The sequence below is a fragment of the Bradyrhizobium yuanmingense genome, assembly GCF_025200905.1.
In the GTDB taxonomy this organism is placed as follows: Bacteria; Pseudomonadota; Alphaproteobacteria; order Rhizobiales; family Xanthobacteraceae; genus Bradyrhizobium; species Bradyrhizobium yuanmingense.
Genome location: NZ_CP104173.1, coordinates 2,623,045 through 2,649,401, shown reverse-complemented (window position 1 = coordinate 2,649,401; position 26,357 = coordinate 2,623,045). Strand labels below are relative to the sequence as shown.

24 protein-coding genes are annotated in these 26,357 nt (G+C 65.6%); 13 read left to right on the top strand and 11 right to left on the bottom strand.

Annotation, left to right across the window (positions count from 1 at the left end; translation table 11 throughout):
* Positions 1-36: 36 nt before the first annotated feature.
* Both N2605_RS12320 and N2605_RS12315 read left to right on the top strand, forming a co-directional pair.
* Positions 37-1,212 (top strand): glycosyltransferase family 4 protein, encoded by a 1,176-nt coding sequence (locus N2605_RS12320; RefSeq protein WP_109144259.1) that lies wholly within the window; start codon positions 37-39, stop codon positions 1,210-1,212.
* Between the two features lie 29 nt (positions 1,213-1,241).
* Positions 1,242-2,777, top strand: coding sequence for a glucosamine inositolphosphorylceramide transferase family protein (locus N2605_RS12315; RefSeq protein WP_260346690.1), 1,536 nt, complete (start codon positions 1,242-1,244; stop codon positions 2,775-2,777).
* Here N2605_RS12315 and N2605_RS12310 read toward each other — a convergent pair.
* The 7 genes from N2605_RS12310 to N2605_RS12280 all read right to left on the bottom strand — a co-directional run bounded on the left by N2605_RS12310 (position 2,742) and on the right by N2605_RS12280 (position 11,258).
* Positions 2,742-4,469, bottom strand: coding sequence for an FAD-dependent oxidoreductase (locus N2605_RS12310; RefSeq protein WP_425248843.1), 1,728 nt, complete (start codon positions 4,467-4,469; stop codon positions 2,742-2,744). The two genes, N2605_RS12315 and N2605_RS12310, sit on opposite strands and share 36 nt — an antisense overlap.
* 46 nt (positions 4,470-4,515) lie before the next feature.
* Complete coding sequence (locus tag N2605_RS12305) at positions 4,516-4,983, bottom strand: MarR family winged helix-turn-helix transcriptional regulator (protein ID WP_225111848.1); 468 nt, start codon at positions 4,981-4,983, stop codon at positions 4,516-4,518.
* A 150-nt stretch (positions 4,984-5,133) separates the two neighbouring features.
* On the bottom strand, positions 5,134-6,081 hold the full coding sequence (locus N2605_RS12300) for an ABC transporter substrate-binding protein (protein ID WP_036023609.1): 948 nt from the start codon (positions 6,079-6,081) through the stop codon (positions 5,134-5,136).
* Positions 6,082-6,182: 101 nt separating this feature from the next.
* Positions 6,183-7,223, bottom strand: a complete 1,041-nt coding sequence (locus N2605_RS12295) for an ABC transporter permease subunit (protein ID WP_260346688.1) — start codon at positions 7,221-7,223, stop codon at positions 6,183-6,185.
* Positions 7,216-8,739 carry a sugar ABC transporter ATP-binding protein gene (locus N2605_RS12290; RefSeq protein WP_057029954.1) on the bottom strand — a complete coding sequence of 508 codons (1,524 nt, stop codon included), beginning with the start codon at positions 8,737-8,739 and terminating at the stop codon, positions 7,216-7,218. The genes N2605_RS12295 and N2605_RS12290 overlap by 8 nt, the downstream gene beginning before the upstream one ends.
* A 138-nt stretch (positions 8,740-8,877) precedes the next feature.
* Complete coding sequence (gene xylB / locus N2605_RS12285; protein WP_260347441.1) at positions 8,878-10,323, bottom strand: xylulokinase; 1,446 nt, start codon at positions 10,321-10,323, stop codon at positions 8,878-8,880.
* 11 nt (positions 10,324-10,334) lie between these two features.
* Positions 10,335-11,258: a LysR family transcriptional regulator gene (locus N2605_RS12280; RefSeq protein WP_036023604.1), complete on the bottom strand. Its 924-nt coding sequence runs from the start codon at positions 11,256-11,258 to the stop codon at positions 10,335-10,337.
* A 107-nt stretch (positions 11,259-11,365) separates the two neighbouring features.
* Between N2605_RS12280 and N2605_RS12275 the strand changes: the two genes are divergently transcribed.
* The 11 genes from N2605_RS12275 (at position 11,366) to N2605_RS12225 (ending at position 22,233) form a co-directional block, all read left to right on the top strand.
* Complete coding sequence (locus N2605_RS12275) at positions 11,366-11,689, top strand: Dabb family protein (protein ID WP_036005173.1); 324 nt, start codon at positions 11,366-11,368, stop codon at positions 11,687-11,689.
* A complete protein-coding gene (locus N2605_RS12270; protein ID WP_260346687.1) occupies positions 11,686-12,765 on the top strand; it encodes a maleylacetate reductase in 1,080 nt (359 codons plus the stop codon). Before N2605_RS12275 ends, N2605_RS12270 begins: the two co-directional genes overlap by 4 nt.
* 4 nt (positions 12,766-12,769) lie before the next feature.
* Entirely contained in the window at positions 12,770-14,134 is a 1,365-nt protein-coding gene (locus N2605_RS12265) for an amidohydrolase family protein (RefSeq protein WP_260346686.1), read from the top strand.
* 20 nt (positions 14,135-14,154) lie between these two features.
* Positions 14,155-15,057, top strand: coding sequence for an NAD(P)-dependent oxidoreductase (locus tag N2605_RS12260; protein ID WP_225188305.1), 903 nt, complete (start codon positions 14,155-14,157; stop codon positions 15,055-15,057).
* Between the two features lie 14 nt (positions 15,058-15,071).
* The gene (locus N2605_RS12255) at positions 15,072-15,956 is read left to right on the top strand and encodes an intradiol ring-cleavage dioxygenase (RefSeq protein WP_260346683.1); all 885 of its coding nucleotides are present in this window, start codon (positions 15,072-15,074) and stop codon (positions 15,954-15,956) included.
* A 50-nt stretch (positions 15,957-16,006) separates the two neighbouring features.
* Complete coding sequence (locus tag N2605_RS12250; protein WP_260346681.1) at positions 16,007-17,401, top strand: FAD-linked oxidase C-terminal domain-containing protein; 1,395 nt, start codon at positions 16,007-16,009, stop codon at positions 17,399-17,401.
* A 10-nt stretch (positions 17,402-17,411) separates the two neighbouring features.
* Positions 17,412-18,935, top strand: a complete 1,524-nt coding sequence (locus N2605_RS12245; RefSeq protein ID WP_109144268.1) for a sugar ABC transporter ATP-binding protein — start codon at positions 17,412-17,414, stop codon at positions 18,933-18,935.
* The gene (locus N2605_RS12240; RefSeq protein WP_036023591.1) at positions 18,928-19,878 is read left to right on the top strand and encodes an ABC transporter permease; all 951 of its coding nucleotides are present in this window, start codon (positions 18,928-18,930) and stop codon (positions 19,876-19,878) included. Before N2605_RS12245 ends, N2605_RS12240 begins: the two co-directional genes overlap by 8 nt.
* A complete protein-coding gene (locus N2605_RS12235) occupies positions 19,875-20,852 on the top strand; it encodes an ABC transporter permease (RefSeq protein WP_036005199.1) in 978 nt (325 codons plus the stop codon). The genes N2605_RS12240 and N2605_RS12235 overlap by 4 nt, the downstream gene beginning before the upstream one ends.
* A gap of 42 nt (positions 20,853-20,894) precedes the next feature.
* A complete protein-coding gene (locus tag N2605_RS12230) occupies positions 20,895-21,869 on the top strand; it encodes a sugar ABC transporter substrate-binding protein (protein WP_036005202.1) in 975 nt (324 codons plus the stop codon).
* 76 nt (positions 21,870-21,945) lie between these two features.
* A complete protein-coding gene (locus N2605_RS12225; RefSeq protein WP_036005205.1) occupies positions 21,946-22,233 on the top strand; it encodes a YciI family protein in 288 nt (95 codons plus the stop codon).
* A 249-nt stretch (positions 22,234-22,482) separates the two neighbouring features.
* Here N2605_RS12225 and N2605_RS12220 read toward each other — a convergent pair whose 3' ends face one another.
* From N2605_RS12220 to N2605_RS12205, 4 genes are read right to left on the bottom strand one after another with little or no spacing between them, the layout of a single operon-like run.
* On the bottom strand, positions 22,483-23,475 hold the full coding sequence (locus N2605_RS12220) for an ABC transporter ATP-binding protein (RefSeq protein WP_225155690.1): 993 nt from the start codon (positions 23,473-23,475) through the stop codon (positions 22,483-22,485).
* Positions 23,472-24,461, bottom strand: coding sequence for an ABC transporter ATP-binding protein (locus tag N2605_RS12215; protein ID WP_225186231.1), 990 nt, complete (start codon positions 24,459-24,461; stop codon positions 23,472-23,474). Before N2605_RS12215 ends, N2605_RS12220 begins: the two co-directional genes overlap by 4 nt.
* Positions 24,462-24,492: 31 nt before the next feature.
* Positions 24,493-25,416 carry an ABC transporter permease gene (locus tag N2605_RS12210; protein WP_036034858.1) on the bottom strand — a complete coding sequence of 308 codons (924 nt, stop codon included), beginning with the start codon at positions 25,414-25,416 and terminating at the stop codon, positions 24,493-24,495.
* Positions 25,413-26,354 carry an ABC transporter permease gene (locus N2605_RS12205; protein ID WP_225128937.1) on the bottom strand — a complete coding sequence of 314 codons (942 nt, stop codon included), beginning with the start codon at positions 26,352-26,354 and terminating at the stop codon, positions 25,413-25,415. Before N2605_RS12205 ends, N2605_RS12210 begins: the two co-directional genes overlap by 4 nt.
* Positions 26,355-26,357: the final 3 nt, after the last annotated feature.

The following is a 26,357-nucleotide window of genomic DNA, read 5'->3' as shown; positions in this document are numbered from 1 at the left end:
AGGTGAAGATTTCGTTGCTTTAGCGGGTCGGGATCCGTGCTCCATTATCAGCCGAACAAGGACCTGGACGAGACGAGCGCGACGGCACCTGCGCGGCCGAACGGCAGTGGGCGAAAACTCCACGTGCTTCTTGCGCAAACCCAGGCCGAGAACGCCGGTGCACAGGAGATCTCGCGGCTGCTCGGCGCCGGGCTGACCGCGCGCGGTCACCGGGTCACCAACCTGTTCTTCTTCCGCAAATCGGACTCCTTTGACGAACCGCCCGCCACGCTCTACTGCGCGCCGAGCCGGCCGGGCAATCCGCTGGCGCTGCTGCGGATGCTGTGGACGCTCGGCCGCCACATCAGAACCACCAGGCCCGACGCCGTCTTGACCTTCCAGCATTTCGGCAACGTCATCGGCGCCGGCGTCACGCGCCTCGTGAGCCGTGCACCCGTCGTCGCCAATCAGGTTTCATCCGCGCTGGCGATGAGCTGGCCGGTCCGCACCGCCGACATCGCCATGGGCAGCCTCGGCTTCTTCGACTGCATCACGCTCAATTCGCAGGACATGGAGCGCGAATATTCGCGCTACCCCGCGGCCTACCGGTCGCGCATGGTGCATGTGCCGCACGGCTTCGACGACAAGGCCCTTACCCTGTCGAAGGAGGCGGCACGAGGTCAATTCAACCTGCCACCGGACCGCGTCCTGCTCGGTTGCGCGGCACGGCTGCATCCGCATAAGCGGCTCGATCTGGCGATCGGTCTGCTGCCGGATCAACCGTCCTGGCATCTTGCGCTGGCCGGCCAGGGAGCCGACGAGGCCCGGCTGAGGCAGCTCGCGAACGACTTGAACGTCGCGGACCGTCTGCATTTGCTGGGAGAGATTCCTCCTGGCCGGATGGCGGACTTCCTTGCTTGTCTCGACGTGTTCGTCTTTCCGACCCAGGCCGAGACCTTCGGTCTGGCCGCGGTCGAGGCCGCCAACGCCGGTGTTCCCTCCGTCGTGACCGATCTTCCCGTCCTGCGCGAGGTATTGTCCTACGAGGGCAGACCGACGGCGCTCTTCGTCGATGCCTCCGATCATGCGAAGCTCTCCGCGGCGGTCTCCAGGCTGGTAACCGACAAGCAATTACGTGACGAGCTGCGACAAAACGCCAAAGGCCTGCGGCTGCGCTATTCGGTAGATGCCATGGTCGAGGAATACGTCCGGATTCTCGACCGGGTCGTTTGACCTGGTACGTCGGAACAGATTGGCTCGACATGATCATCGAGTTTCGCTGTGAACGTGACTATGCGCGGCGCTGGATGGACCGCAGGACGCTGTCGGTCGACGGCCGGGACATGCCGGTGCAAGTTGCATGGACGGCAACGGCGGAGCCGCGGCCGGCGGGTCTCGATGCGCTGTTCGAGCTTGAACGCATCGTGTTGCACAAGGGCAAGCACAGCGGCGCCGACAGGCTGAGTATCGGATCGGAACCGCCGCGGGCCAACGTCGGCACAGCCGACGTGATCGTCGATTTCACGAATGCCCCGCGCGATCCGGCGAGCCCGGCCCGGCTGTATCTGCGGCCGCTGTTCAACGGCGTCGCAGGCGAAAATGCCGCGCTCGCCGCCATCCTCGCCGGCGACCTGCCCGTGATCGAGATCGTCAACGAGATCGACGGTTCGGTCCTCGACCGCGGCCATCCGTCCGGTGAGATTGCTGCGGGCGTCAGTGGTGCGCTCGAAACGATCATGGCGCGGACCCTCACCATGCTGGCGGCGATCCTGTCGGGAAGGCCGCGCATCGTGCCGCACCTGCCGCGCCCCGCTTCAACTGTCCCGCACCGCGGACCCGTTGGCTACGTGGCGCGCGGCCTTGCCGTATCGATCGCCAAAGAGATCTATCGCCTCTGCTGCTATGCCCCGCATTGGCATATCGGATGGCGCTTCAACGACGGCCCGGGCGTCTGGCAGACCGGAGACCTGTCAGGTCCAAGCTGGAACGTTCTGGGAGATCCTGGAACCCACTTCTACGCCGATCCCTTTCCCGTCACGTGGCAGGGACGGACCTTCGCCTTCTTCGAGGATCTCGATCACCGTGTCGGAAAAGGTATCATTTCCGCGATCGCGTTCAACGACGCGGGGCCGATCGGCGAGGTGATGCCGGTGCTGGAGGAGCCCTGTCACCTCTCCTATCCGTTCCTGATCGAGGACGATGGCGAGCTGTGGATGATCCCGGAGAGCTCGACCCGCGGGGACGTCGCCCTCTACAAATGCACTCGGTTTCCGGACAAATGGGAGCGATACGCAACGCTCCTTTCCGGCCTCGAGCTGGCCGACGTCACGATCACGCGCCACAACGGCCTGTATTATCTGTTTGGCGCCTGGCGCGACGGAACGGGTGGCTATTCGGATTCGCTGGCGATCTATTACGCCGATCGGCTCTTGGGGCCTTGGCTTCCCCACGCCAGCAATCCCGTCTTGATCGACCGCGCCAGCACGCGGCCGGCAGGAAACTTCGTCACGCTCGATGACAGACTGTGGCGACCCGTCCAGGATTGCACCGACGGATACGGCGCAGCGCTTGCCTTGGCGGAAGTGGTCGAGCTGTCGCCGACGGTATTCAAGCAGGTCGTCCGCCACACTCTGAAACCCGGACCGGCATGGCCGGGCAGGAAGCTGCACACCTTGAATCGCTGCGGGCGGCTCGAGCTGATCGACGGATCGCGCGTCCAGCCCAAGACCAGTCTCTTTACGAGCGCAATTCCATCGGCCGTGTCACCTGCGCGAACCAATCCCTCCACCGCCGGCTAGCAGCCGCGCGTCTTCGCGCCCGAGTACGCGGCTAAGAACGCGTGCGATCGTTCCGGCCTGCGATGCGTTGCCGCGCCAAGCCACGATCTGGTCGGGACGTATCAGGGCGAGATCCGCCTCATAGAGATCGCGCAACGATCTGGGTAGCGTGACGAGCTTTACGTCGGCCTCGATCGCGCGAATGGTGTCAGCGAATGACGCATGGGCCGACATGACGTCCCCAAACTGAAGCAAGGTCCATTCGAATCCGAACAGGTCGTATAGCGACATGCCGTCCTCCAGCCACGCATGCGGTGGGCGGCCACCCGGACAGGCGGTGGGAACGTAGACGTTGGCAGCATCCGGCGGCGGCTCGCTACCATCGGGGACGATGATTGGGGAGCCGTCGTAGCGTCCGCCGAAGGTGACGCCGGGGATGTTGAACTCGGCACGGGCGTGCTGATTGAGATAGGCACCCGCGATTCGCCGCGCCTTGTGGCCGGCCTCCGTGGCATCCTCGATCTCCGGCGCCGGCGCGAAGAGGCCAAGCGAATCGGCGAAGCGGCGCGCATGATCGGTGTTGCGGAGCGCCACCGGACGCCGCTCGACCTCGTAACTATTGAGCAGTGCCGCCGGGCTCACGCCCTTGACGACGCTTGCGAGCTTCCAGCCGAGATTGACAGCATCCTCGATGGCGGTGTTGTAGCCGAGCCCGCCGGTCGGCGTGAACAGATGCGCCGCGTCGCCGCCGAGGAAGACCCTGCCCCGCTGCATCCCGCTTGCCACCAATGCGTGACCGGCGGTCCAGGTCAGGAAGGACAGAACTTCGCAATCGATCGGCGCACCGCAGGCGCGCTGGAACGCGGCTTTGGCCTGGTTGATCGTGATCGCAGTTTCGTCCTCGCCCGGTCGCAACTGGGTGTGGAATGCAAATTCATCACGGCCGTTCACCGAGGCCATGAAGGCGCGGCGGTCGCCGTTGAAGCAATTGTACATCCACGCTTTCGCGTGGGGAACGCGCGCGTAGAAATCGGGCGAGCGGAGATAGACCGCCAGCATGCGGCCGCCCATGAAGTCGCGCTGCGTCCCGCTCTCGCCGCCATAGACGATCCCGAGCGATTGTCGGACCATCGAGCGCGGCCCGTCCGCCCCGACCAGGAAGCCGGCCCGGACCCGGGAGCGGCTGCCATCGTCGAGACGTTCGATTTCGCCGACGATACCGTCATCACTTTCCGTGTAGCCGATCAGCCGGTGACCGTAGTTGAGCTGGATTCCGGGCAGCCGTTCGGCGTGGCGGCGCAGCACCGCCTCGACATATTTCTGCGAGACCCGATGCGGCAGCTCCGCCGCGCTCCAGGAGCCTGACATGCCCTTGATCAGCTCACCCGCCCGCGACGCTGACGGCAGCGCGAACCGCGCCAGCTCGTATCCGGTATAGCGCGTGAAATATGCGACATCGGTCGGGTAGTCCGCGGGCAGACCTTCGCGCCTGATCTCGTCGGAAAAGCCCAGCCGCCGATAATGCTCCATCGAGCGCGCCTGCGTCGCATTGGCTTGCGGGTTGAAGGTCGTGCCCGGCTTTTCGTCGACCAGGATCGCGGACACGCCGCGGCGGCCGAGCTCGTTGGCCAGCATCAGCGCGCAAGGGCCCCCGCCAACGATGAGCACCGCGGCCGTCAGACGAATTTCCAAGATGCTTCTTCCTACCAACACCAACCTGCATGGTAAGGACACCTGACTATTTCGTCAAGCTGCCTGACTAATCCGGGTCATCGAGCGTGTCAAATTCCGTGCCATACACCGCGAGCCCCTTCAGGATTGCATCCATCGTGGCCTTGCCGAGCTCGACGCGCATCTCCCGCTCGGCAATGTCGACGGCATCACGGAACGCATCGAGCCATTTGCGCCCCGTGCGCGTGAACACGACGATGCGCGCGCGCCGGTCGGTCGGATCGGCGATGCGATCGACGAGGCCGAGCGCGGCGCATTGGTCGACCAGCTCGCCCATCGCCTGCTTGCTCATGGAGGCGCGGCGGGCGAGCTCGGTGAGCCGCGTCCCCTCCACGTCCAGATTGCGCGTGAGGCTGACATGGGCGATGCGCGTCTCGTCGTGGCCCCGCTCGGTCATCAATTCGAGCACACGGCCTTCGAAGCGCCGCACGGCGTTATTGAGCAGGCGGCCGATATTGGCATGCCGCCACGCGGTGCCTGACGTCGTGGATTTCACCGGATCTGCTTTCCGAATCGACCGAACGAGATCGTGGAAAGCTAGCACAGGCATTGCTGCGTGCTACTGGTGAGCACGCGAGGTATCGGCGGCGGGCGGCGCGATCGAACCGCCACCCGCCATCTCTCGTGCTTCGAACGCCCCGATGCCTTACTGCGAGCGATCCGAGGTCCAGCCCTTGTACGCGGCGACGTTATCCCGTGTCACCAGCTTGGACGGCAGCAGCTCGACGGTCGAAGCCGGCTTCTGGCCGTTGAGAATGCCGACGCCGACCTGCACGGCCCGCCGCGCCATGAAGAACGGATCCTGCGACGCGGACGCCTGAATCTGCGGCGACTGCGGATCTTTCAGCGCGGCCTCGATATCGGGCGCGCCGTCGACGGCGGTGATGATCATGCCGGTTCGGTTCTGCTGGCGTGCCGCAAGGTCGGTGCCGATCGCCTGCGGATCGTTGATGGCGAAGATGGCGTCGATCTTGGGGAAGCGGGTCAGATAGCCCTGCGCGACGGTGAGGCCGCCCTCTCGCGAGCCCTTGCCGTCCTGGTCGCTCGACAACACCTTGATGCCGGGATTCTTCGCGAACACGTTCTTGCAGCCGACCACACGGTCGATCACGGCGGAGACCTGCGGCCCGTTCTCGATGATGACGTCACCCTTGCCGCCCAATTTGTCGACGATGTACTGGCAGGAGATCTCGCCGGCCTGCACGTTGTTCGTGGTCACGGTGGCATCGGCGCCTTCGGCCGCGGTGTCGACAGCGACGACGACGATGCCTGCGGCCTGCGCCTTCTTGATGGCCGGCCCGATCGCCTTGGGATCGCCGGGATTGAGCAGGATCAGGTCGACGCCAGCGGCGATGAAATTGTCGATCTGGGTGACCTGCTTGCCGAGGTCGTATTCGAAGCCGACCGTCGTGATCTTCACGTTGGGATTGGTCTTCTTGGCCTCGAACTCGGCGCCCTTCGACAGCGCGACGAAGAACGGATTGCCCATCGATCCCAGCGAGACGCCGATCGACTTGAGCTCCTTGGCGAAGGATGGTGCGGTGGTGAGGGCAAGCGCCATGGCGGCGCCGGCGAGCATGATCGTCTTCAACATGGACTTCCTCCCTGGTCTGTCTTCGTCCCCGGCGCGGCAGACCAGTTGCCGCAACGGAATCTCGTCTCAAGCCATGCGCACGCCGTTGCGCGCCAGACCTTTCACGTTCTCGCGGAGCCTTGCAGCCGGTAGCGGTCCAGCGCCACGGCACCGATGATCACCAGGCCCTTGATCACATATTGCCAGATGTCGGAGACACCGATCAGGATGAGCCCGTTCGAGAGCACGGCGATGATGAGCGCACCGACCAGCGTGCCCCAGATCGAGCCGATGCCGCCGACGAACGAGGTACCGCCGAGGATCACCGCGGTGATTGCATCGAGCTCATAGGACTGGCCGAGCTGGAGTCCGTTGGCTGCGTAGAGCCGCGCCGCCTGCATGGCGCCGCCGAGCCCGGCGAAAAGTCCGGAGATGCCGTAGACGAAGATCAGGACGGCCCAGACCTTGATGCCGGCAAGCCGCGCTGCGCTCTCGTTTCCGCCCACGGCATAGATATGCACGCCGAGCACGGTCCGGCGCAGCACCAGCCAGGAGACGAGAATGACGAGCAAGGCGATTACCGAGAGCCATGGGATCGACGCGACTCCGGGAATGAGCGTCAACGAGCCGTTGCCGATGAAGGCATAGGGAATGGAGGGATTGAACACGGTGGTGTCAGCCCCGAGCAGCCGCGCCAGGCCGCGCACTGCGGTGAGCGAGCCGAGCGTGACGATGAAGGGCGGCAGGCGCAGCAGCGCAATCAGCGCGCCGTTGACGATGCCGAAGACGAGGCCGGTGAGCAGTGCGGCCGGCAGCCACAGCAAGCCGAGCTCCGACATCTTGGAGAGCGTCAAACCCGCCATCGCGGAGGCCGCCAGGATCGAGCCGACCGACAGGTCGATGCCGCCGGTGAGGATGACGAAGGTCATGCCGGCGGCGAGCACGGTGTTCACCGCGGCCTGCTGCAATACGATGCCGAGATTTTGTCCGGTGAAGAAGCGGCCTTCCGACAGCACGTTGAAGCCGATGCAGAGGATCAGCAGCACCGGCAACATGCCGAGCGCGCTGATCAGCATCCTCATCCGCTGGCGTCTTGTCTCCGCGGCAGCGCCATTGGTCGTCGTCGATGCCGGCTTTGCCTCCGCAGCACCATTGTCAGGCATCGAGATGCTCCATCCCCGTGGCAAGCCCCATGATGTCTTCCTGCGCAAGCGGCGAATTCGGACCGCGGCTGACCTCGCCGGCAATGTGCCCGGCACGCATCACGATGACGCGGTCGCAGATGCCGATGATCTCGGGCAGATCGGACGAGATGACGAGGATCGCGGTGCCGGCCTTGGCGAGATTGTCGATGATCGAATAGATTTCCGACTTGGCACCGACATCGACGCCGCGCGTCGGCTCGTCGAGAATGAGGACCTTCGGCGCGATGGCGAGCAGTCGCGACAGCAGCACCTTCTGCTGGTTGCCCCCTGACAGGCCGCCGGCGGGAACGCCGGCATTCGCGGCGCGGATGCTGAGGCCGGCAAAGGCGCGGTCGGCGCGCTCGCGGGCCTTGTCGCGATCGAGAAACCAGCCGAGCTTCGCATCGCGGCCGAGCACGGCGAGGTTGATGTTGTCCAGACACGACATGTCGAGAAACAGGCCGAGCGCTTTCCTGTCTTCCGTCAGATAGGCGATGCCGGCCTCGAGCGCCTCGCCCGGCGTGCGGATCTCGACCGGACGTCCCTCCAGCTCGAGCCGGCCGGAGGTTTTCGGTGACGCGCCGATGATGAGATGCGCAAGCTCGGTGCGACCGGCGCCGATCAGGCCGGCAAGGCCGACCACCTCACCCGCATGCACGGTGAGAGAGCAGCCCTTGACGCGCCCGCCATCGGCCATGTCGATCGCCGCGAGCACGGGATGCCCCCGCCCCGCCTCCGGATCATGGTCCTTCTTGTAGAACGAGGAGACGTCGCGACCGACCATCAAGCGCACGATGGTGTCGGCACGGATCTCGGGCTTGTCGAGCGAGCCGACCAGGCGGCCGTCGCGCAGCACGGTGACGCGATCGCCGAGCGCATAGACCTCGTCCATGCGATGCGAGATGTAGATGATGGCAAGGCCCTCGGCGCGAAGCTGGCGGATCAACGCGAACAGCCGCTCACTTTCGGCGGCCGACAACGAGGTGGTCGGCTCGTCCATGATGAGGATTTTCGATCTGACGTGCAGCGCACGGGCGATCTCGACCAGCTGCCGCTGCCCCATGGACAGATGCGCCACCAGCGTCGAGGGCAGGAAGTCCGCGCCCAGGCGCTTCAGGATCGGGCCGACGCCCTCGCGCATTGTGCCGCGCGCCAGCAAGCCTGACCGCGATATCTCCCGTCCCAGATAGATGTTCTCGGCAACGCTGAGATTGGGAGCGAGCGACAGCTCCTGGTAGATGATGGAGATGCCCGCCGCGCGGCCGCCGAGCGGGCCTTCGATCCGCACCGCCCTGCCCTCGATGCGGATCTCGCCGCCCGGGTCGGGCCGGTAGGCGCCGGACAGGATCTTCATCAGCGTCGACTTGCCGGCGCCGTTCTCACCCATCAGGGCGTGAATTTCGCCGGGATAGACGGTGAGATCGACGGCCCGCAGCGCCTTGATGCCGAAGAAGGTCTTCGAGACCCCGCGCATCTCGAGGATCGGATCGTTCATCGTGCCTCCCGGCGCACAATGCGTTTCCCACCCGCGTCTCGTTTCTCGGCAACGCGGTTTGGTCATTAAACAAAAGCGGGTGACGCAGGGCAATACCGAAGGCGAATATACCGAAGTATGCAAACCAGATTGGGCCAGCTAGTGGCGCGGCCGATACAGGTCGCGCCAGGCGGGAAGCCGTTCAGCGTAGGCATCGACCAGTGCAGCGTCGGGCTCGAATGTTTCGATGCGCTGCGGCTGCATGCATACGTCACCGATTGCCTCACCCGTGACAGCAAGCCGCCCCAATCTCGCCGCACCGAACGCGGCGCCGGTTTCACCTCCGGCAAAGCGATGGATCGGAATGCTCAGCACGTTCGCCAGCACCGAGAGCCAGAAGGCAGAGCGTGAACCGCCGCCAATCACGTCGGCTTCCGCAATCCAGATGCCGGCATCCGCGAGCGCATCGCGGCAATCGGCAAGCGCGAAGGCAACGCCTTCGAGCACCGCCCGCACGATCGCCGCGCGATCGGTGCCATGGCTCAGGCCATCCAGCATGCCGCGCACAACGGGATCGTCGTGCGGCGTCCGCTCACCGGCGAGATAAGGCAGGAAGCTCACGGGCGACGGCGCCTGCGGTCGTGCTCCAAGCGGCGCCAGCAGCTCGGCCTCGGCGGCGCCGAACAGGCGCGCGAGCCAGGCAAGGCAGGAAGCGGCCGAGAGGATCGCGCCGGCCTGAATCCACATCCCTGGAATGGCGTGGCAGAACGTGTGCACGACACGGTCGGGATTGGCGGCGATCCGGTCGGTCGGGACCATGAGCGCACCCGAGGTTCCCAGCGACACGAAAGCGGCTCCCGGCCGGATTGCGCCGATACCGATGGCGCCCGCGGGATTGTCGCCGGCCCCACCCGCGATCACCGGCTGCCTGATCATCCCCCAGCGCCGCGCGAGTTCGCTGCGCAGCGTGGTTGCGGGCGCGCATCCCTCGACCAGGCGCGGCATGTGCTCGCGCGACAAGCCGCTCGCTGCCAGCGCTGCGTCCGACCAGTCGCGGCGCGCGACGTCGAGCCACAGGGATCCCGAGGCATCCGAGACATCCTCGACGGCCTCGCCCGATAGCACCAGTCGCAGATAGGCCTTTGGCAGAAGAACGAGTTTCGTCGCCGCAAAGATCTCAGGCTCGTGCGCGGCGATCCAGAGCAGTTTTGGCCCGGTGAAGCCCGGCATCGCCTTGTTGCCCGTCACCTCGCGCAAGGCGGGCCAGCGTTGCTCCAGGACACGGCACTCAGTCGCAGAGCGTCCGTCGTTCCAGAGGATGCAGGGCCGCAGCGGCCTCAAGCTCGCATCGAGCAGCGTGGCGCCATGCATCTGGCCGGACAGCCCGATGCCTGCGACCGCCGCCAACGCATCGGCATGCGACGCCTTGAGGGCATCCAGCGTGGCGAAGGTCGCATCGATCCACTGCGCCGGATCCTGCTCGGAATAGCCCGGTTGCGGCGAGACGGTCGCGAGCGACCGGCTCTCGCTTGCGATCACGCGCTGGGCATCGTCGACGAGAACCGTCTTGACCGCCGACGTGCCGAGATCGATGCCGAGATACATGCTGCTTCCGCTCACTTCGCCGCGTCGATCCAGATCCCCGGCTCTGAATGCTCCCGGATGTAGCTGACGAGGAAGTCGGAGAACACCCTGATCTTGGCGGGCAGCCTGACGCGGTTCTGATAGGCGATGTTCATGGTGAGCAACGGCAGCTGCCAATCACTCAGGACAGGCACCAGCCGGCCAGCCGCGATATCGCCCTGCACGATATAGAGCGGCTGGATCAGGATGCCGAGCCCCGCGCGCGCCGCACCACAGATGATCTGGCCGTCATTGCTGTCGAGCGTCGGCGCGATCCGGATCGTCTGCGTCGTGCTGCCCTGGCTCAGCCGTAGCGAATAGGGATCATTGGCGAGATTGTAGATCAGCATGTTGTGACGGGCGAGATCGGCGGGATGCTCGGGCCGGCCGTGCTTCTCCAGATAGGACGGAGCGGCCGCGAGCACGCGGTGCATTTGCCCGATGCGGCGCACGATGATGTTGGAATCCGGTTCGTGCTCGCGGGTACGGATCGCAACGTCAATGCCGGCTTCGATGAAGTCGAGGTAGCGGTTCGCGCTGATGATCTGCACGCTGAGATCAGGATAGAGCGCACGGAAGGCTGGCAGCATCGGTGCGAGGTAGATCATCGCAAAGGAGAGCGAGCTCGTCACGCGCAGCATGCCCTTCGGCGACAGCGCGCGGTCGGAGACGGCGTCCTCAGCCTCGGCGAGCTCGTTCAGAAGCGTGCTGCACCGCTGCAGCAGTTCCTGTCCCGCTTCGGTCAGCCATTGCCGGCGCGTGTTGCGCTCGATCAGCCGGACCGCAAGCCGCTCCTCCAGCGCACTGAGATGGCGGCTCGCAGCGGCGTTCGACATCCGCAGGATTTCGGCGGCCTTGGAAAGGCTGCCGAGCTCAGCGGTTTTGGAGAAGACCTCGAGTTGAAGCAGCCGGTCCATTTTTGCGAAATAAGGAAAAGAGACTTACAAATTTTGACCTTTATTTCCGATTTCTGCAAGGCAAAATGGCACCAACAAAGCACCATCGCAGGCGAGGAAATCAGGAAATGTCGGGCCCGATCAGGCACATCGTGATGTGGCGACTGCGCGGGGAGAGCCCTGAGGAGCGCTCGGCCGCCCGGCTCAAGGTCAAGACCCTGTTCGAGGGCCTCAAGGGCCGGATCGACGGCCTCACCCATATCGAAGTCGGCATGGACGTCAGTGCGGTCGATTATGCCTGCGACGTGGTGCTGTTCTCCGAATTCACCGACCAGGCGGCGCTCGCCGCCTATGCCAACCACCCGGAGCATCTGCGTGTGCGCGAGGCGCTGGGCGACTTGCGGATCGGGCGCTTCCAGGTCGATTATCCCATCAAAGAGACCGGCGCATGATCGGTTCGTTCACCTTCGAAAACCTGCCCTGCCGCGTCGTGTTCGGCAGCGGCACGCTCGCCTCAGCCAAGGCCGAGGTCGAGCGGCTCGGCGGCAAGCGTGCGCTGGTGCTGACGACGCCGCAGCAGGAGGCACAAGGCAAGAGCTTGGGAGCCGCGCTCGGCCCGCTCTATGCCGGCATCTTTTCCGGCGCCACCATGCACACGCCGGTCGAGGTCACGGACCGCGCGCTCGCGGCAATGAAGGCATGCGAAGCCGATTGCGTCGTTTCGCTCGGCGGCGGCTCGACCACCGGGCTCGGCAAGGCCTTGGCCTTGCGCACCGGCGTCAACCAGCTCTGCATTCCCACCACCTATGCCGGCTCGGAGATGACGCCGATCGTCGGCCAGACCGAGAACGGACTGAAGACCACGGTGCGCGATGCAGCCGTGCTGCCGGAGACCGTGATCTACGACGTCGACCTGACGCTGACGCTGCCGGCGAGCCTCGCCGCAACCTCCGGCATCAACGCGATCGCCCATGCCGTCGAGGCGCTTTACGCGCGGGACGCCAACCCTGTCACCTCGCTGATGGCCGAAGAAGGCATCCGCGCGCTGGCGCGCGCCCTGCCCGCCATTGTCGCCAGGAGCGACGATCGGGAGGCCCGCATTGAGGCGCTCTATGGCGCCTGGCTGTGCGGTGTCTGCCTCGGCACTGTCGGCATGGCGCTGCATCACAAGCTCTGCCATACGCTCGGCGGCACTTTCGACCTGCCGCACGCCGAAACGCACACCATCGTGCTGCCGCATGCGCTGGCCTACAACGCGCCGGCCGTGCCCGACGCGATGGTGCGGATCGCGCGCGCGATCGGGGCAGCCGATGCAGCTCGGGGGCTTTTCGAACTTGCGAAGCGGCTGGGTGCGAAGGTCGCGCTACGCGATGTCGGCATGCCCGAGGGCGGCATCGACAAGGCGGCTGACCTCGCAGTCACGAATGCCTACTGGAATCCGCGCCCGCTCGAGCGTGGCGCCATTCGCGACTTGATCGCACGCGCCTGGGCCGGCGAACCACCCGGCGCCATAAAAGCGGCAGCTTGAAGCGATGCGGCGCACCCTGATCAGATCCGCCACCGTCATCAGCATGGATGACGCGATCGGCGATCTCTCGACCGGCGATGTGCTGGTCGAGGGCAGCCGGATCGCCGAGGTGCGCCCGTCGATCGACGCTGCGGCCGACACGGCGGTCGTCGACGGCAGGGGCCGCATCGTCATTCCCGGCCTGATCAACGCACATATGCACACTTGGCAGACTGGCTTGCGCGGCTTTGCAGCGAACTGGACGCTGCTGGAGTATTTCCGCCGCATGCATGCGGGCCTCGCCACCGTGTTCCGGCCCGACGACATCTACATCGCAACCCTCGTCGGCGCGCTGAACCAGATCAATCACGGCGTCACTACGCTGGTCGACTGGTGCCACAACAACCCGACGCCGGATCATACCAACGCAGCCGTGCGCGGCCTGATCGAAAGCGGCGTCCGCGCCGCGTTCTTCCACGGCTCGCCGAAGCCCGAGCCGAAGCCGGGCGAGCCGCATTTCTCGGAAGTGCCGCATCCGCGCCGTGAGGTCGAGCGGCTGCTGGCCGGGCCCCTCGCCGACCGCGACGGCCTCGTCACGCTCGGGCTCGCCATCCTCGGTCCGCATTATTCGACGCTCGACGTCGCCATGCACGATTTCCGCCTGGCGCGGGAGCTGAAGCTGATCGCATCGATGCATCAGGGCGGCGGTCCGGCCAAGACGCCCGGCGGCTGGGAGAAGCTGCTCGAGGCCGGCCTCGTCGGTCCCGGCATCAACATCGTCCATGGCAACGATCTGCCCGATGATCTGCTCGATCGTCTCGTCGATCTCGGCGTATCGTTCTCGGTGACGCCCGAGAACGAGATGATCCAGGGCCATGGCTTTCCGATCACCGGCCGCCTCCTGAAGCGCGGCGTGCGGCCGACGGTCGGGATTGATCTCGAATCCGTGCTGGCCGGCGATCTCCTCTCCGTCGCGCGCGTTGCGCTCTCGATGCAGCGGGCGCTCGACAATGCGGAATCGCGCAAGGCGAGTGGCGCCATTCCGGCGACGACCACGATTCCCGCGCGCGAAGCGCTGCGCTGGGTCACGACGGAAGGCGCCCGCATGCTCGGCCGAGGGCACCAGATCGGCTCGCTGACGCCTGGCAAGCTCGCCGACCTCGTCATCATCAACGCCTCCGACCTCAATCTCCATCCAGTGCATGATCCCGTCGCAACCGTCGTGATGCAGACGAGCCTCGCCAACATCGAGGCCGTCATGATCGGCGGCGCCTGGAAGAAGCGCAACGGCTGGCTGCTGGTTGACGGGCTGGAGACGAAGAAGGAGTTGCTGGCGCAATCCGGCCGGCGGCTGGTGCAGGATATTGAACGACAGGGACGCGCCGCCTGAGGCGCCAATGGACAAGAACAATGACTGACGCTCTGAAAACAGTTGGTTTCATCGGGATCGGCAAGATGGGCCTGCCGATGTCGGTGCTCGTCGCCAAGGCGGGCTTTGCCGTTACCGCGTTCGACCAGAGCGCGGCGCGCATCGACGAGGCACGCGCGCAGGGCATTGCGATTGCCGCCTCGCCGGCCGAGGCCGTGAGCGGCAAGGCCGCAGTGATCACGTCCCTGCCCGACGACGCTGCTTTGCGCGGCGCATTGCTCGGCTCCGCCGGCCTGATCGCCGCGATGGCGCCCGGTGCCGTCTTGATCGAAACCAGCACCGTGAGTGTCGAAGCCTCGGCTGAGGTTGCAGCCGCCGCGCTGGCACGCGGCATTTCCTATCTGCGCTCGCCGGTCTCCGGCAATGCCAGCATCGTTCACACCGGCGCGCTGAGCTGCTTCGTGTCGGGGCCGAAGGACGCCTTCGAGAGCGCAAAGCCGCTGTTCACCGCATTCACCCGCGCCCAGACCTATCTCGGCCCGGCCGAGGAAGCGCGCTACGCAAAACTCTCGGTCAACCTGATGATCGCGGTGTCTGCGGCGATGATGGCCGAGAGCCTGGCGCTGGCGCGCAAGGGCGGCATCGCCTGGCAGGACATCCTGAAAGTGCTCGACGACAGCGCGGTCGCCTCTCCCATGGTGAAGTACAAGACCGCGCCGCTGCGGACTCGCGACTTCGAGTCCACCTTCTCCTGCAGGCAGATGGCCAAGGATCTCGACCTGATCCTGGGCGCCGGCCACGCCGTCGGCGTGCCGCTGCAGCTCGCCGCGCAAGTGCGCGAGACCTATGGCGCGCTGGTCGCGCAGGGCGACGGTGATACCGACTTCATCGCGACCGTCAAGCATCTCGAACGGCTGTCCGGCCTCGGCGAACCAAAACCCTGATCGCGGAGATACACATGCGTAACTTCAACGAAAACACGATCACGGACGCCGTTCTGGAGCGGATCGCGGGCGCGACCGATTCACGCATCAAGCAGGTGAGCGAAGCGCTGGTGCGGCACTTGCACGCCTTCGTCCGCGAGGTGCGGCCCACCCAGACGGAGTGGGAGTTCGGCATCGATTTCCTGACCCGCACCGGGCACATGTGCAACGACAAGCGCCAGGAGTTCATCTTGCTGTCGGACACGCTCGGCGTCTCCATGCTGGTCGACGCCATCAACCATCCGGTGCCCGAAGGCGCGACCGAGACCACGGTGCTCGGGCCGTTCTTCGTCCAGGCCGCGCCGGAGAAGGACAGCGGCGCTGACATCTCCGGGCCGATGGATGGCGATCCGATGCTGGTCACCGGCTCGGTCTCGGCCGTGGACGGAAAGCCGCTCGCCGGCGCCATCGTCGACGTCTGGCACTCCGACGACGACGGTTATTACGACGTGCAGCAGCTCGATGAGATCGGCGATCTCGCGATGCGCGCCCGCTTCCATACCGACACCAACGGCCGCTTCCATTTCTGGTCGATCAAGCCGGCCGCCTACCCGATTCCGCATGATGGACCGGTCGGCGAGATGCTGGAGGTGCAGGGACGTCATCCCTGGCGCCCGGCGCACGTGCACTTCATGATCTCAGCCCCCGGTTTCGAGCAGCTGGTGACGCACGTGTTCGTTGCCGGCGACCAATATCTCGACAGCGACGTGGTGTTCGGCGTCAAGGACAGCCTGATCCGCGAATTCGTCCGTCATCCCGCCGGCCGTGCGCCGGATGGTCGCATGGTGGAGCGCGACTATTTTCATCTCAACTATGATTTCGGCCTGAAGCAGGTCGCAAGCAACGCAAGAGCCGCTTAAGCTCAACGACGGACCAACAAGAGTCCGTAAAACAGGGACGGGAGCCGAGGATGGGACCGCGGGTCAGCACGGGCATTGTGGCCGAGCGCCTTGCCGGCATGATCGGTCCGCGCGCGAGCGTCGCGCGCGGCGTGCTCGATCAGCACGGGCAGAGCGAGTCGCACTATCAGAGCCTGCCGCCCGACATCGTGGTCTTCCCCGAGACCACGCAGGAGGTCGCCGAGATCGTCAAGCTCTGCGCCGGCGCGGGCATGCCGATCGTCCCGTTCGGCGCCGGGACCTCGCTCGAAGGCAATGCGGCGGCGGTCGCCGGCGGCGTCTGCTTCGACTTCGCGCGCATGAACAAGGTGCTCACGGTGCACGACAGCGACATGGACGTCGTGGTGCAGCCCGGCATCACGCGCAAGCAACTGAATGCGGAGCTGCGCAATACCGGCCTGTTCTTCCCGATCGATCCCGGCGCCGACGCCTCGATCGGCGGCATGACCTCGACGCGCGCCTCCGGCACGATGGCGGTGCGCTACGGCACCATGAAAGACAACGTCATGGCGCTCGAGGTCGTGCTGGCCGACGGCCGCGTGATCCGTACCGCCCGGCGCGCGCGGAAATCGGCGGCCGGCTACGACCTGACGCGCATGTTCGTCGGTGCGGAAGGCACGCTCGGCGTCATCACGGAGATCACGCTGAAGATACACCCGGTGCCGCAGGCGATCTCGGCGGCAGTCTGCAGCTTCGACACCCTGCACGATGCGGTGGACACCGCGATCTCCGTGATCCAGTCCGCGATCCCCGTGGCCCGCATCGAGCTGCTCGACGATGTCATGATGCGCGGCATCAATGCCTACGCAAAGCTCGGCTATCGCGAGGCTCCCACCCTGTTCTTCGAATTCCATGGCTCAGAGACTTCCGTCGCCGAGCAGGCCGAAGCCGCGCAGGCGATCGCGGCCGAGCATGGCGGCCATGGCTTTGCCTGGGCTAAGGCGCAGGAAGACCGCAGCCGGCTCTGGCATGCCCGCGACAACACCCTGTACGCCGGCCTTGGCTTGCGGCCCGGCGCGCGCGCTGTGATCACCGACGTCTGCGTGCCGATCTCGCGTCTGGCGGAATGCCTGATCGAGACGCGGCGCGACTCTGACGAGCACGGCTTCACCGCGCCGATCGTCGGCCATGTCGGCGACGGCAATTTCCACATGCTGATCCTGATCGACCCGACAAAACCCGAGGAGGCGGAAGGCGCCAAGGCGCTGCAGGCCCGCATGGTCGCGCGTGCCATCGCCATGGACGGCACCTGCACCGGCGAGCACGGCATCGGGCTCGGCAAGATCGGCTATCTCACCGACGAGCTCGGCGAGGCCGTGGATGTGATGCGATCGATCAAGACGGCGCTCGATCCTGACGGATTGATGAACCCCGGAAAGATCTTTGCTGGCAGAGCCAAAACATGAGCAACAAGCCATGAGCGACGCGCTCCCGATCGAGGTCACCTCGCCCACGCCGCTGCTGGAATTGCGCGGCATCAGCAAGGAGTTTCCGGGCGTCAAGGCACTGGACGACGTGTCCTTTGCCGTCTACCCCGGCGAAGTCCATATGCTGCTGGGCGAGAACGGTGCCGGCAAGTCGAGCCTGATGAAAGTGCTGTGCGGCGCCTATCGCGCCGACACCGGCGAGTTCTATTACAATGGCGAAAGAGTCGCGATCTCCTCGACCGCCGATGCGCAGAAGCTCGGCATCGCCGTGATCTTCCAGGAATTCTCGCTCGTCCCCTATCTCGACATTGCCCAGAACATCTTCCTCGGCCGCGAGCCAAAGGGCCGCATTCCCGGCACCATCGACCGCCGCAGGATATTGGCCGACGCAAAGCGCGTGCTCGACACGATCGGCTTCGACATCGATCCCGCCACCACCGTCGACAAGCTTGGCGTCGCCCAGCAGCAGATGGTCGAGATCGCCAAGGCGATCAGCCAGAATGCCCGCATCCTCGTCATGGACGAGCCCACCGCAGCCCTGTCCGATCGCGAGACCGAGCTCTTGTTCGCGCTGATCGCGCGGCTGAAGGCCGATGGCGTCGCCATCGTCTATATCTCGCACCGCATGGCCGAGGTGTTCGCGCTCGGCGATCGCATCACCGTGCTGCGCGACGGCCGCCGCATCGACGGTGTCCGGCCTGCCGACGTCACGCCGGACCAGCTGGTCCGCATGATGGTCGGCCGCAACGTCGACATGACCTATCCGCGGAATTTCGCCGACAAGCCCGGCGAGGTGCTGCTCGAGGTCAAGGGCCTCTCCGCGTCCACCGGCATCTCCGACATCAACATCGAGGTGCGCCGCGGCGAGATCGTTGGGCTGTGCGGGCTGGTCGGCTCCGGCCGCAGCGAGGTCGCCCGCGCCATCTTCGGCGCCGATCCCGTGACATCGGGGGAGATCATCTTCGACGGCAAGAGCATTTCCGGCGAGCCGGATCTCGCCGCCCGCCGCGGCATCGCGCTGATCCCTGAGAGCCGCAAGAGCGAAGGCCTCGCGCTGCTGCGATCCGTCAGCGACAATCTGGTGGTGTCGGCGCTGAAAAAGCTGTTTCCGAGCGGGCTGTTCGACCAACGCTCGGCACAGCGCACCGCCGACGGCCTGATCCGGCAGCTCCGCATCGCGACACCAAGCGCACGCCAGACCGTCGGACTGCTCTCGGGCGGCAACCAGCAGAAAGTCGTGATCGGCAAATGGCTGGCAGCCGGCTCGAAGCTCTTCATCTTCGACGAGCCGACGCGCGGCATCGATATCGGCGCCAAGTCGGAGATCTTCGCGCTGATCGACCGCCTCGTCGCGGACGGCGCCGCGGCCCTGATGATCTCGTCCGAGCAGGTCGAGATCTGCCATGTCTGCGACCGCGCCTATGTGATGCGCGAGGGGCGCATCGCGGGACATTTGTCACGCAACGAATTGACCGAGGAGAACATCGTGCGATTGGGGATGCATCATGCGTGAGGTCGCGGTCGTCGCTCAACCCAATCCGCTGCAGCGCATTCCCGGCGTTGCCATGGTGCTGGTGCTGCTGATCGCGCTGTTCAGCGTGATCGCGCCCGGCTTCCTGTCGGTCGCCAACCTCTCCAACGTGCTGGTGCAGTCGACCATCCTGACCATGCTCGCGCTGCCGATGACGCTGATCATCATGACGGAGGGGCTGGACCTGTCGATGGGCGCGGTGCTGACGCTGACTTCGCTGTGCGTCGCGATCGTGTCGCTTGCGACCAAGTCGATGCTGCTCGGCCTCGGCGCCGGCCTTCTGGTCGGCACGGCCTTTGGCCTCGCCAACGGCTGGCTGGTCGCCATTCTCGGCATACCTCCCTTCGTCGCGACGCTCGGCACGCTCGGCATGGCGCAGGGCCTGTCGCTGATCGTCAGCGACGGCCAGAGCGTGGTCGGCATTCCCCACAGCGTGCGCGACATCTATTCGGCGACGCTGCTCGGCATTCCCGTGCCGATCGTGATGGCGCTGGTGACATATGCGACCTTTCACGGCCTGCTCTATCACACCCGCTTCGGCACCTACATCTTCGCCCTCGGTGGCAACCGCGAGGCGCTGCGCTATGCCGGGCTCTCGCCCAACAGGCTGCTGATCGCGGTCTACGCGATCGGCGGCGCCATGGCCGGCATCGCGGGCCTGTTGATGACCGCACGCATGAACTCCGGCCATCCCACCGCCGGCCTCGGCCTGGAATTCGATGCCATCGCGGCCGTCGCCGTCGGCGGCACCTCGTTCGAGCGCGGGAATGGTTGGCTACTCGGTACGCTGCTCGGAGTCCTTTCCGTCGGCGTGTTGCGCAACGGGCTGAACCTGATCTCGCTCCCCTCCTCGGTGCAGGTCGCCAGCGTCGGCGTGCTCGTCATCGTTGCCCTGTTCCTCGACGGCCTCAGGAGCCGCACATGACCGACATCACCAAGGGCGCCATGGCGCCGCCCCGCTCCTTCCTGTCGCAGGACGCGGTCCAGCTATTCTATCGCCTGCTCGCGGCTTTCCTGATCTGCGCGGTGCTGGCCGTGCTCAGCGATTCCTTCCTGAGCCTCGGCAACATCCTCAACGTGCTGAGGCAGGCAAGCTTGACCTTCTTCATCGCCTCCGGCCTGACGCTGGTGGTGCTGACCGCAGGCCTCGATCTCTCCGTCGGCGCCAATGTCGCGCTGTCCGCCTGCCTCGCCGGTACCGTGATCCACACGACCGGTTCGCCTGCGCTCGGCATCCTCACCGGACTTGCCTGCGGCGGGCTCGTCGGCCTGATCAACGGCGTCATGGTCACGGCGCTCCGCATCCCCTCCTTCATCGCCACCTACGGCATGCTCTGGGTGCTGAACGGCCTCACCTATTGGTACATGGCGGGCGAGACCCTGCACGGCTTCCCGGCCGGCTTCCGCCAGATCGGCAGCGGCTATCTGTTCGGCCTGCCCATTCCGGTCTACCTGCTCCTGGTGTTCCTCGGCATCGGGACGTTCTTCGCGCAGCGCACGGTCTGGGGCCAGGAGATCTACGCGATCGGCGCCAATCCTGTCGCCGCACGACTATCAGGCATTCCCGTCGCACGCCGCCTGCTGCTGGTCTACGCGGTCTCAGGCACCATGGCGGGACTTGCCTCGATCATCTTCCTGTCGCGGCTCAATTCGGCCGAGGCCGATATCGGCGAGAGCCTGACGCTGCCGGCGATCGCGGCCGTTCTGATCGGGGGCACCTCGCTGTTCGGCGGCGTCGGCACCGTGTTCGGCACCTTCATCGGCGCGCTGATCCTGACCCTGGTGCTGAACGGCATGAACCTGCTCGCGGTCAGCGCCAATTGGCAGCCGCTCGTCACCGGCGTCATCGTCATTCTCGCGGTCTGGCTCGACATGAAGACCCGCCGCCGCGCGCAATGAGCACTTAGCAATCCAACAAGCAAAATGAGGGATGGAGGCAATATGAGAAAGACAATTGGCTATGTGGCGCTGCCGCTGCTGATGGCGACCGCGCTCACCACTGCGGCGCGTGCCGACGGCGAGACCATCGCCGTCTTCACCAAGAACCAGACCAATCCGTTCTTCCAGACGGTGCGGGTCGGCGCCGACAACATGGCGAAGGTGCTGAACGCGAAGACGCTGCAGTACATCCCGACCAAGCCGGACTCGATCCCCGAGCAGCTCAGCCAGATCGAGGACGTCGTGGTGAAGAAGCCGAGCGCGATCGTGTTCACGCCGGTCGACTACAAGGCGATGGTCCCCGGGGTCGAGAAGATCAACGAAGCCAAGATCCCGGTCGTCAACATCACCGACCGTTCTGCCGGCGGCAAGTTCCTGTCCTTCGTCGGCGCCGACGATTACAGCCTTGGGCTGGAGACCGCGCGCTTCCTGCTGAAGACGCTCGGCGGCAAGGGCAACATCGTCATCATCGAAGGCGTCAAGGGCTCGCTGACCAATGTCGACCGCGTCCGCGGCTTCAACGACGCGCTGAAGGAAGCGCCCGGCGCCAAGCTGCTGGCCTCGCAGCCCGGCAACTACCAGCGGCTGCAGGCCCTTCAGGTCATGGAGAATTTGATGCAGTCGAATTCACAGATCGACGGCGTGCTGGCGGCCAACGATGCCATGGCGGTCGGCGCGATCGAGGCGCTCGACGGTGCCAACCGCAAGGCGCAGGTGATCGGCATCAACGGCACCAAGGAGGCGATCGACGCGATCAAGTCCGGCAAGCTGCTGGCGAGCGGCGACTACAACGGCTTTGCGCAAGGCTGCCTCGGCACCATGATGGCGATCCGCTCCTTGCGGGGCCAGCCTGTCATCAGCGAGATCGTGCTGAAGCCGACGGTGATCACCAAGGACAATTACGGGCCGTTCGACGTGCCGCTGGAGCAGCGGACCTGCCCCACCTTCGAGGACGCCGGCAAGCTCAGCGCGAAGTAGGCCATCCCCCCACATCAAGACCGGACGGCCGCAGCCCGCGGCCGTCCCAAGAATGAAGCCAAGAAACGGAGACAGCATGCTGTTCGCCATTCACGCCCTCGACCGCACCGGCGCGTTGCCGACCCGGCTCGCCAATTACGATGCCCACAAGGCTTTCCTCAGCGACACCTCGCGCTTCGGCGTCAAGATCGTGATGTCCGGTCCGCTCGTCTCCGACGACGGCCAGACCATGATCGGCAGCCTGTTCCTGATCGAGGCCCCTAGCCGTAGCGAGGTCGAGGCCTTCAATCGCGCCGATCCGTTTGCCGCGGCCGGCATCTGGGACAAGGTGACGATCACCGGCTTCCTGCGCCGGCAGGGTTGAGGGTCCGCCACGACAAAGTGCGAAAACAACCCCATGCACAGTAGAACGGGGCTTGTTTTCGCTTACGAATTTCCGATGCACCGCGCGACCTCGCATCCGAGGCCAATGCCGACCCGGATCGGCGGTGGATTTTGACTCGTCGGGCAAAACAGGGGCATAATGTAATCATCACCCGATGTCAGTTGCGCCCGCCATCCAGGCACCTGCCCAGCGTCGGCGCGGTGTGCGACGCGGACTGGAGTCAGGTCCTTAACCGCTGACTGCCGGCGCAGCCTCTTCCAGGTGACACGCCACCCACTGCTCGGGTCCCGTCGCGCGCAGCGTCGGCTCCTCGGTCCGGCAACGATCGAACACGAACGGGCAACGGGTGTGAAAGCGGCATCCCTTCGGCGGATTGATCGGGCTCGGCACGTCGCCCTTGAGGATGATGGGATTGCGCTGGGCTCCGGGCTCCGGCAGCGGCACGGCCGAAAGCAGCGCCTTGGTGTAGGGATGCCTCGGCGCGGCAAAGATCTCGCGGCGCGGAGCCACCTCGACGATCTTGCCGAGATACATCACGGCGACGCGATGGGTCATGTGCTCGACGATGGCAAGATCGTGGCTGATGAAGAGCAGCGCGAGCCCGAACTCGCGCTGCAGGTCCTGCAAGAGATTGACGATCTGCGCCTTTACCGAAACGTCCAGCGCGGAGACCGCCTCGTCGCAGACGATCAGCTCGGGCTCGGCAGCCAGCGCCCGCGCAATGCCAATGCGCTGACGCTGGCCGCCGGAGAATTCGTGCGGCCTGCGGTTCAGCGCCTCGCGCGGCAGGCGCACCGTGTCCATCAGTGATGTGACACGGACCTCGAGATCCTCTGCGGACTTGGCGAGGCCGAAATTGCGGATCGGCTCGGCGAGAATGTCGCGCACACGCATGCGCGGATTGAGGCTGGAGAACGGGTCCTGGAACACGACCTGCACGCGGCGGCGCATCTGGCGCATCGTGCCAGGTGCTGCGTCGTCGATCCTCTGGCCATCGAGGATGACCTGGCCCGAGGTGATCTCGAACAGTCGCAGGATGGCGCGGCCGACCGTCGATTTTCCGCAGCCGGACTCGCCGACCAGGGACAGCGTCTCGCCGCGCGCGATCTCGAAGGAGACGCCGTCCACCGCGTAGACGAATTCGGTTTGCCGTCCGAAGAGGCCCTTGTTGATCGGAAAGTGCTTCTTGAGGTCGTTGACCTGGAGCAGCGGAACACTCATGCCGCGATCGCTCCCTTGGCGGCGTAATGGCACGCAGCGATGTGGCGGGGGCCCTTCTCTTCCAGCCCCGGCGCATACTGGCGGCACAGATCGGTCGCGAGCGCACAGCGCCCGGCAAAGACGCAGCCCGTGATCGGCTTGCGCAGATCAGGCACCTGCCCGGGAATCTCGGCGAGCCGCGTCGCGGTGCCCGCAAGCGAAGAGCCGAGCTTCGGCACCGCGCCTAACAGGCCCTGCGTATAGGGATGGCGCGGGGAACGGAACAGCTCGGCCACCGGCGCCTCCTCGACCTTGCGGCCGGCATACATCACCATGACACGCTCGGCGATCTCGGCGACGACGCCGAGATCGTGGGTGATCAGGATGATGGCGGCGCCGACCCGGCGCTTCAGGTCCAACATCAGCTTAAGGATCTGCGCCTGGATCGTCACGTCGAGCGCGGTCGTCGGCTCGTCCGCAATGAGAAGCTTGGGATTGCAGGCCAGCGCGACCGCGATCATCACGCGCTGGCGCATGCCGCCGGACAGCTGATGCGGATATTCGCCGACGCGCCGTTTCGGCTCGGGAATGCCGACCAGTGTCAGCATCTCCACCGCATGCGCCTCCGCCGCCTGCTTGTCGAGGCCTTGATGGATCATCAAGGTCTCGCGGATCTGGCGGCCGACGGTGAGCACCGGGTTCAGGCTCGTCATCGGTTCCTGAAAGATCATCGAGATGTCGTTGCCGCGGATCGCGCGCATCTCGCGATCGGACAGTTTCAGCAGATCCCTGCCCGCGAAGCGGATGCTGCCTGCGATCCGGCCCGGCGGCTCCGGAATCAGCCGCATCAAGGACATCGATGTCACCGACTTGCCGCAACCGGACTCGCCGACGATGGCGAGCGTCTCACCCTCGTTGATATGGAAGGATACCCCGTCGACCGCGCGGTTGATGCCGCCGGGCGTGCGGAAATGGGTCTGGAGGTTCTCGACTTCGAGCAAAGCCATCGCAATCAGCCTCGATCCAACACAGACAACATCACAGGCTTTTGGCCATGCGCGGGTCCAGCGCATCGCGAAGGCCGTCGCCGAGCAGATTCACGGCGAGCACGGTGACGGACAGGAACGCCGCCGGGAAGAACACGATGTAGGGCTTCACCTGCCAGAGCGCGCGGCCCTCGGCCATGATGTTGCCCCAGGACGGGATGGTCGGCGGCGTGCCGGCGCCGATGAAGGACAGGATCGCCTCCGTGATCATGGCGCTGGCGCAGATGTAAGTTGCCTGGACCAGCATCGGCGCAACCGTGTTGGGCAGGATGTGGCGCAGGATGATCATCGGCGTGCGCGTGCCGCAGGCCACGGCCGCGTCCACATAGGGCTGCTCGCGCAAGGACAGCACGACGCTGCGGACGAGGCGCGAGACGCGCGGAATCTCGGCGATGGTGATCGCCAGGATGACGTTGCCGACGCTGCCGCGCGTCAGGGCCATGAGCGCGATCGCCAGCAGGATCGGCGGGATCGACATCAGCCCGTCCATGAACCGCATCAGGATGCCGTCGGCCCAGCGGATGAAGCCGGAGACCATGCCGATGGCAAGGCCGATCGCCGAGGCGCAGATCGCGACCGACAAGCCGACCGTGAGCGAGACGCGCGCGCCGAACAGCACGCGCGAATAGATGTCGCGGCCGAGCACGTCGGTGCCGAACCAGAAATCGGCCGACGGCGCGCGGGTGCGCTTGGCGGGCGCAAGCGCCGTCGGATCGACCGTGCCGAGGTATGGCGCAAAGATCGCGATCAGCACCAGCATCAGCAGCAGCGCGCCGCCGATCGCGACCGTCGGATGGCCGCGCAGGAGGCCGACGAAGCCGCGCCGTATCCTGACCGGCCGCAGGATCTCGGGCAGCTGCGGTGCAAGGACGAGGCCGGCCGGAAGCGAATGCGGATTAACGGTGGTGTCGGTCAATAGCGGATCCTCGGGTCAACGAGCGTGTAGACGACGTCGATCATCAGATTGACGAGGACGTAGACGAAGCTGAACAGCAGCACGATGCCCTGAATCACCGGATAGTCACGGCGCAGGATGGCATCGATGGTGAGGCGGCCGAGGCCGGGAATCGCGAACACGCTCTCGGTCACGACCGCGCCGCCGATCAGGAGCGCGATGCCGATCCCGATCACGGTGACGATCGGCACCGCCGCGTTCTTCAGCGCGTGAATGAACAGGATGCCGCCCTGCCCGAGGCCCTTGGCCTTGGCCGTGCGGATATAGTCCTGCTGCAGCACTTCGAGCATGGCTGCCCGCGTGATGCGGGCGACCAGCGCGATATAGACGCAGCCGAGCGCGATCGCCGGCAGGATGAGATTCTCAAGCCACGGCCAGAAGCCGGAGCTGAGCGGCGTGTAGCCCTGCACCGGCAGCCATTCCAGCTCCAGCGCGAAGATGTAGGCAAGCATGTAGCCGACCACGAAGACGGGCAGCGAGAATCCGAACACGGCAAAGCCCATGATGACGCGATCGATCAGGCTGCCGGCCTTCCATGCCGCCACCACGCCGAGCGGCACCGCCACCACGATCGTCAGCAGCAGTGTGACGATCATCAGCGACAGCGTCGGTCCGAGACGCTGCCCGATCATCGCCGAGACCGGCAGGTTGGTGAAGATCGAGGTGCCGAGATCGCCGTGCAGGATGCGCCAGACCCAGCCTCCGAACTGGACCAGGAAGGGCCGGTCCAGCCCGAGGCTCTGGCGGATGCGCTCCACATCCTCCGGGCTTGCCTGATCGCCCGCGATCACCACGGCCGGATCGCCGGGCGCGATGTAGAGCAGGCTGAACACGAACAGCGCGACGATGGCCATGACTGGCAAGGTCGCGACGATGCGACGGAGGATGTAGGAGAGCATCTG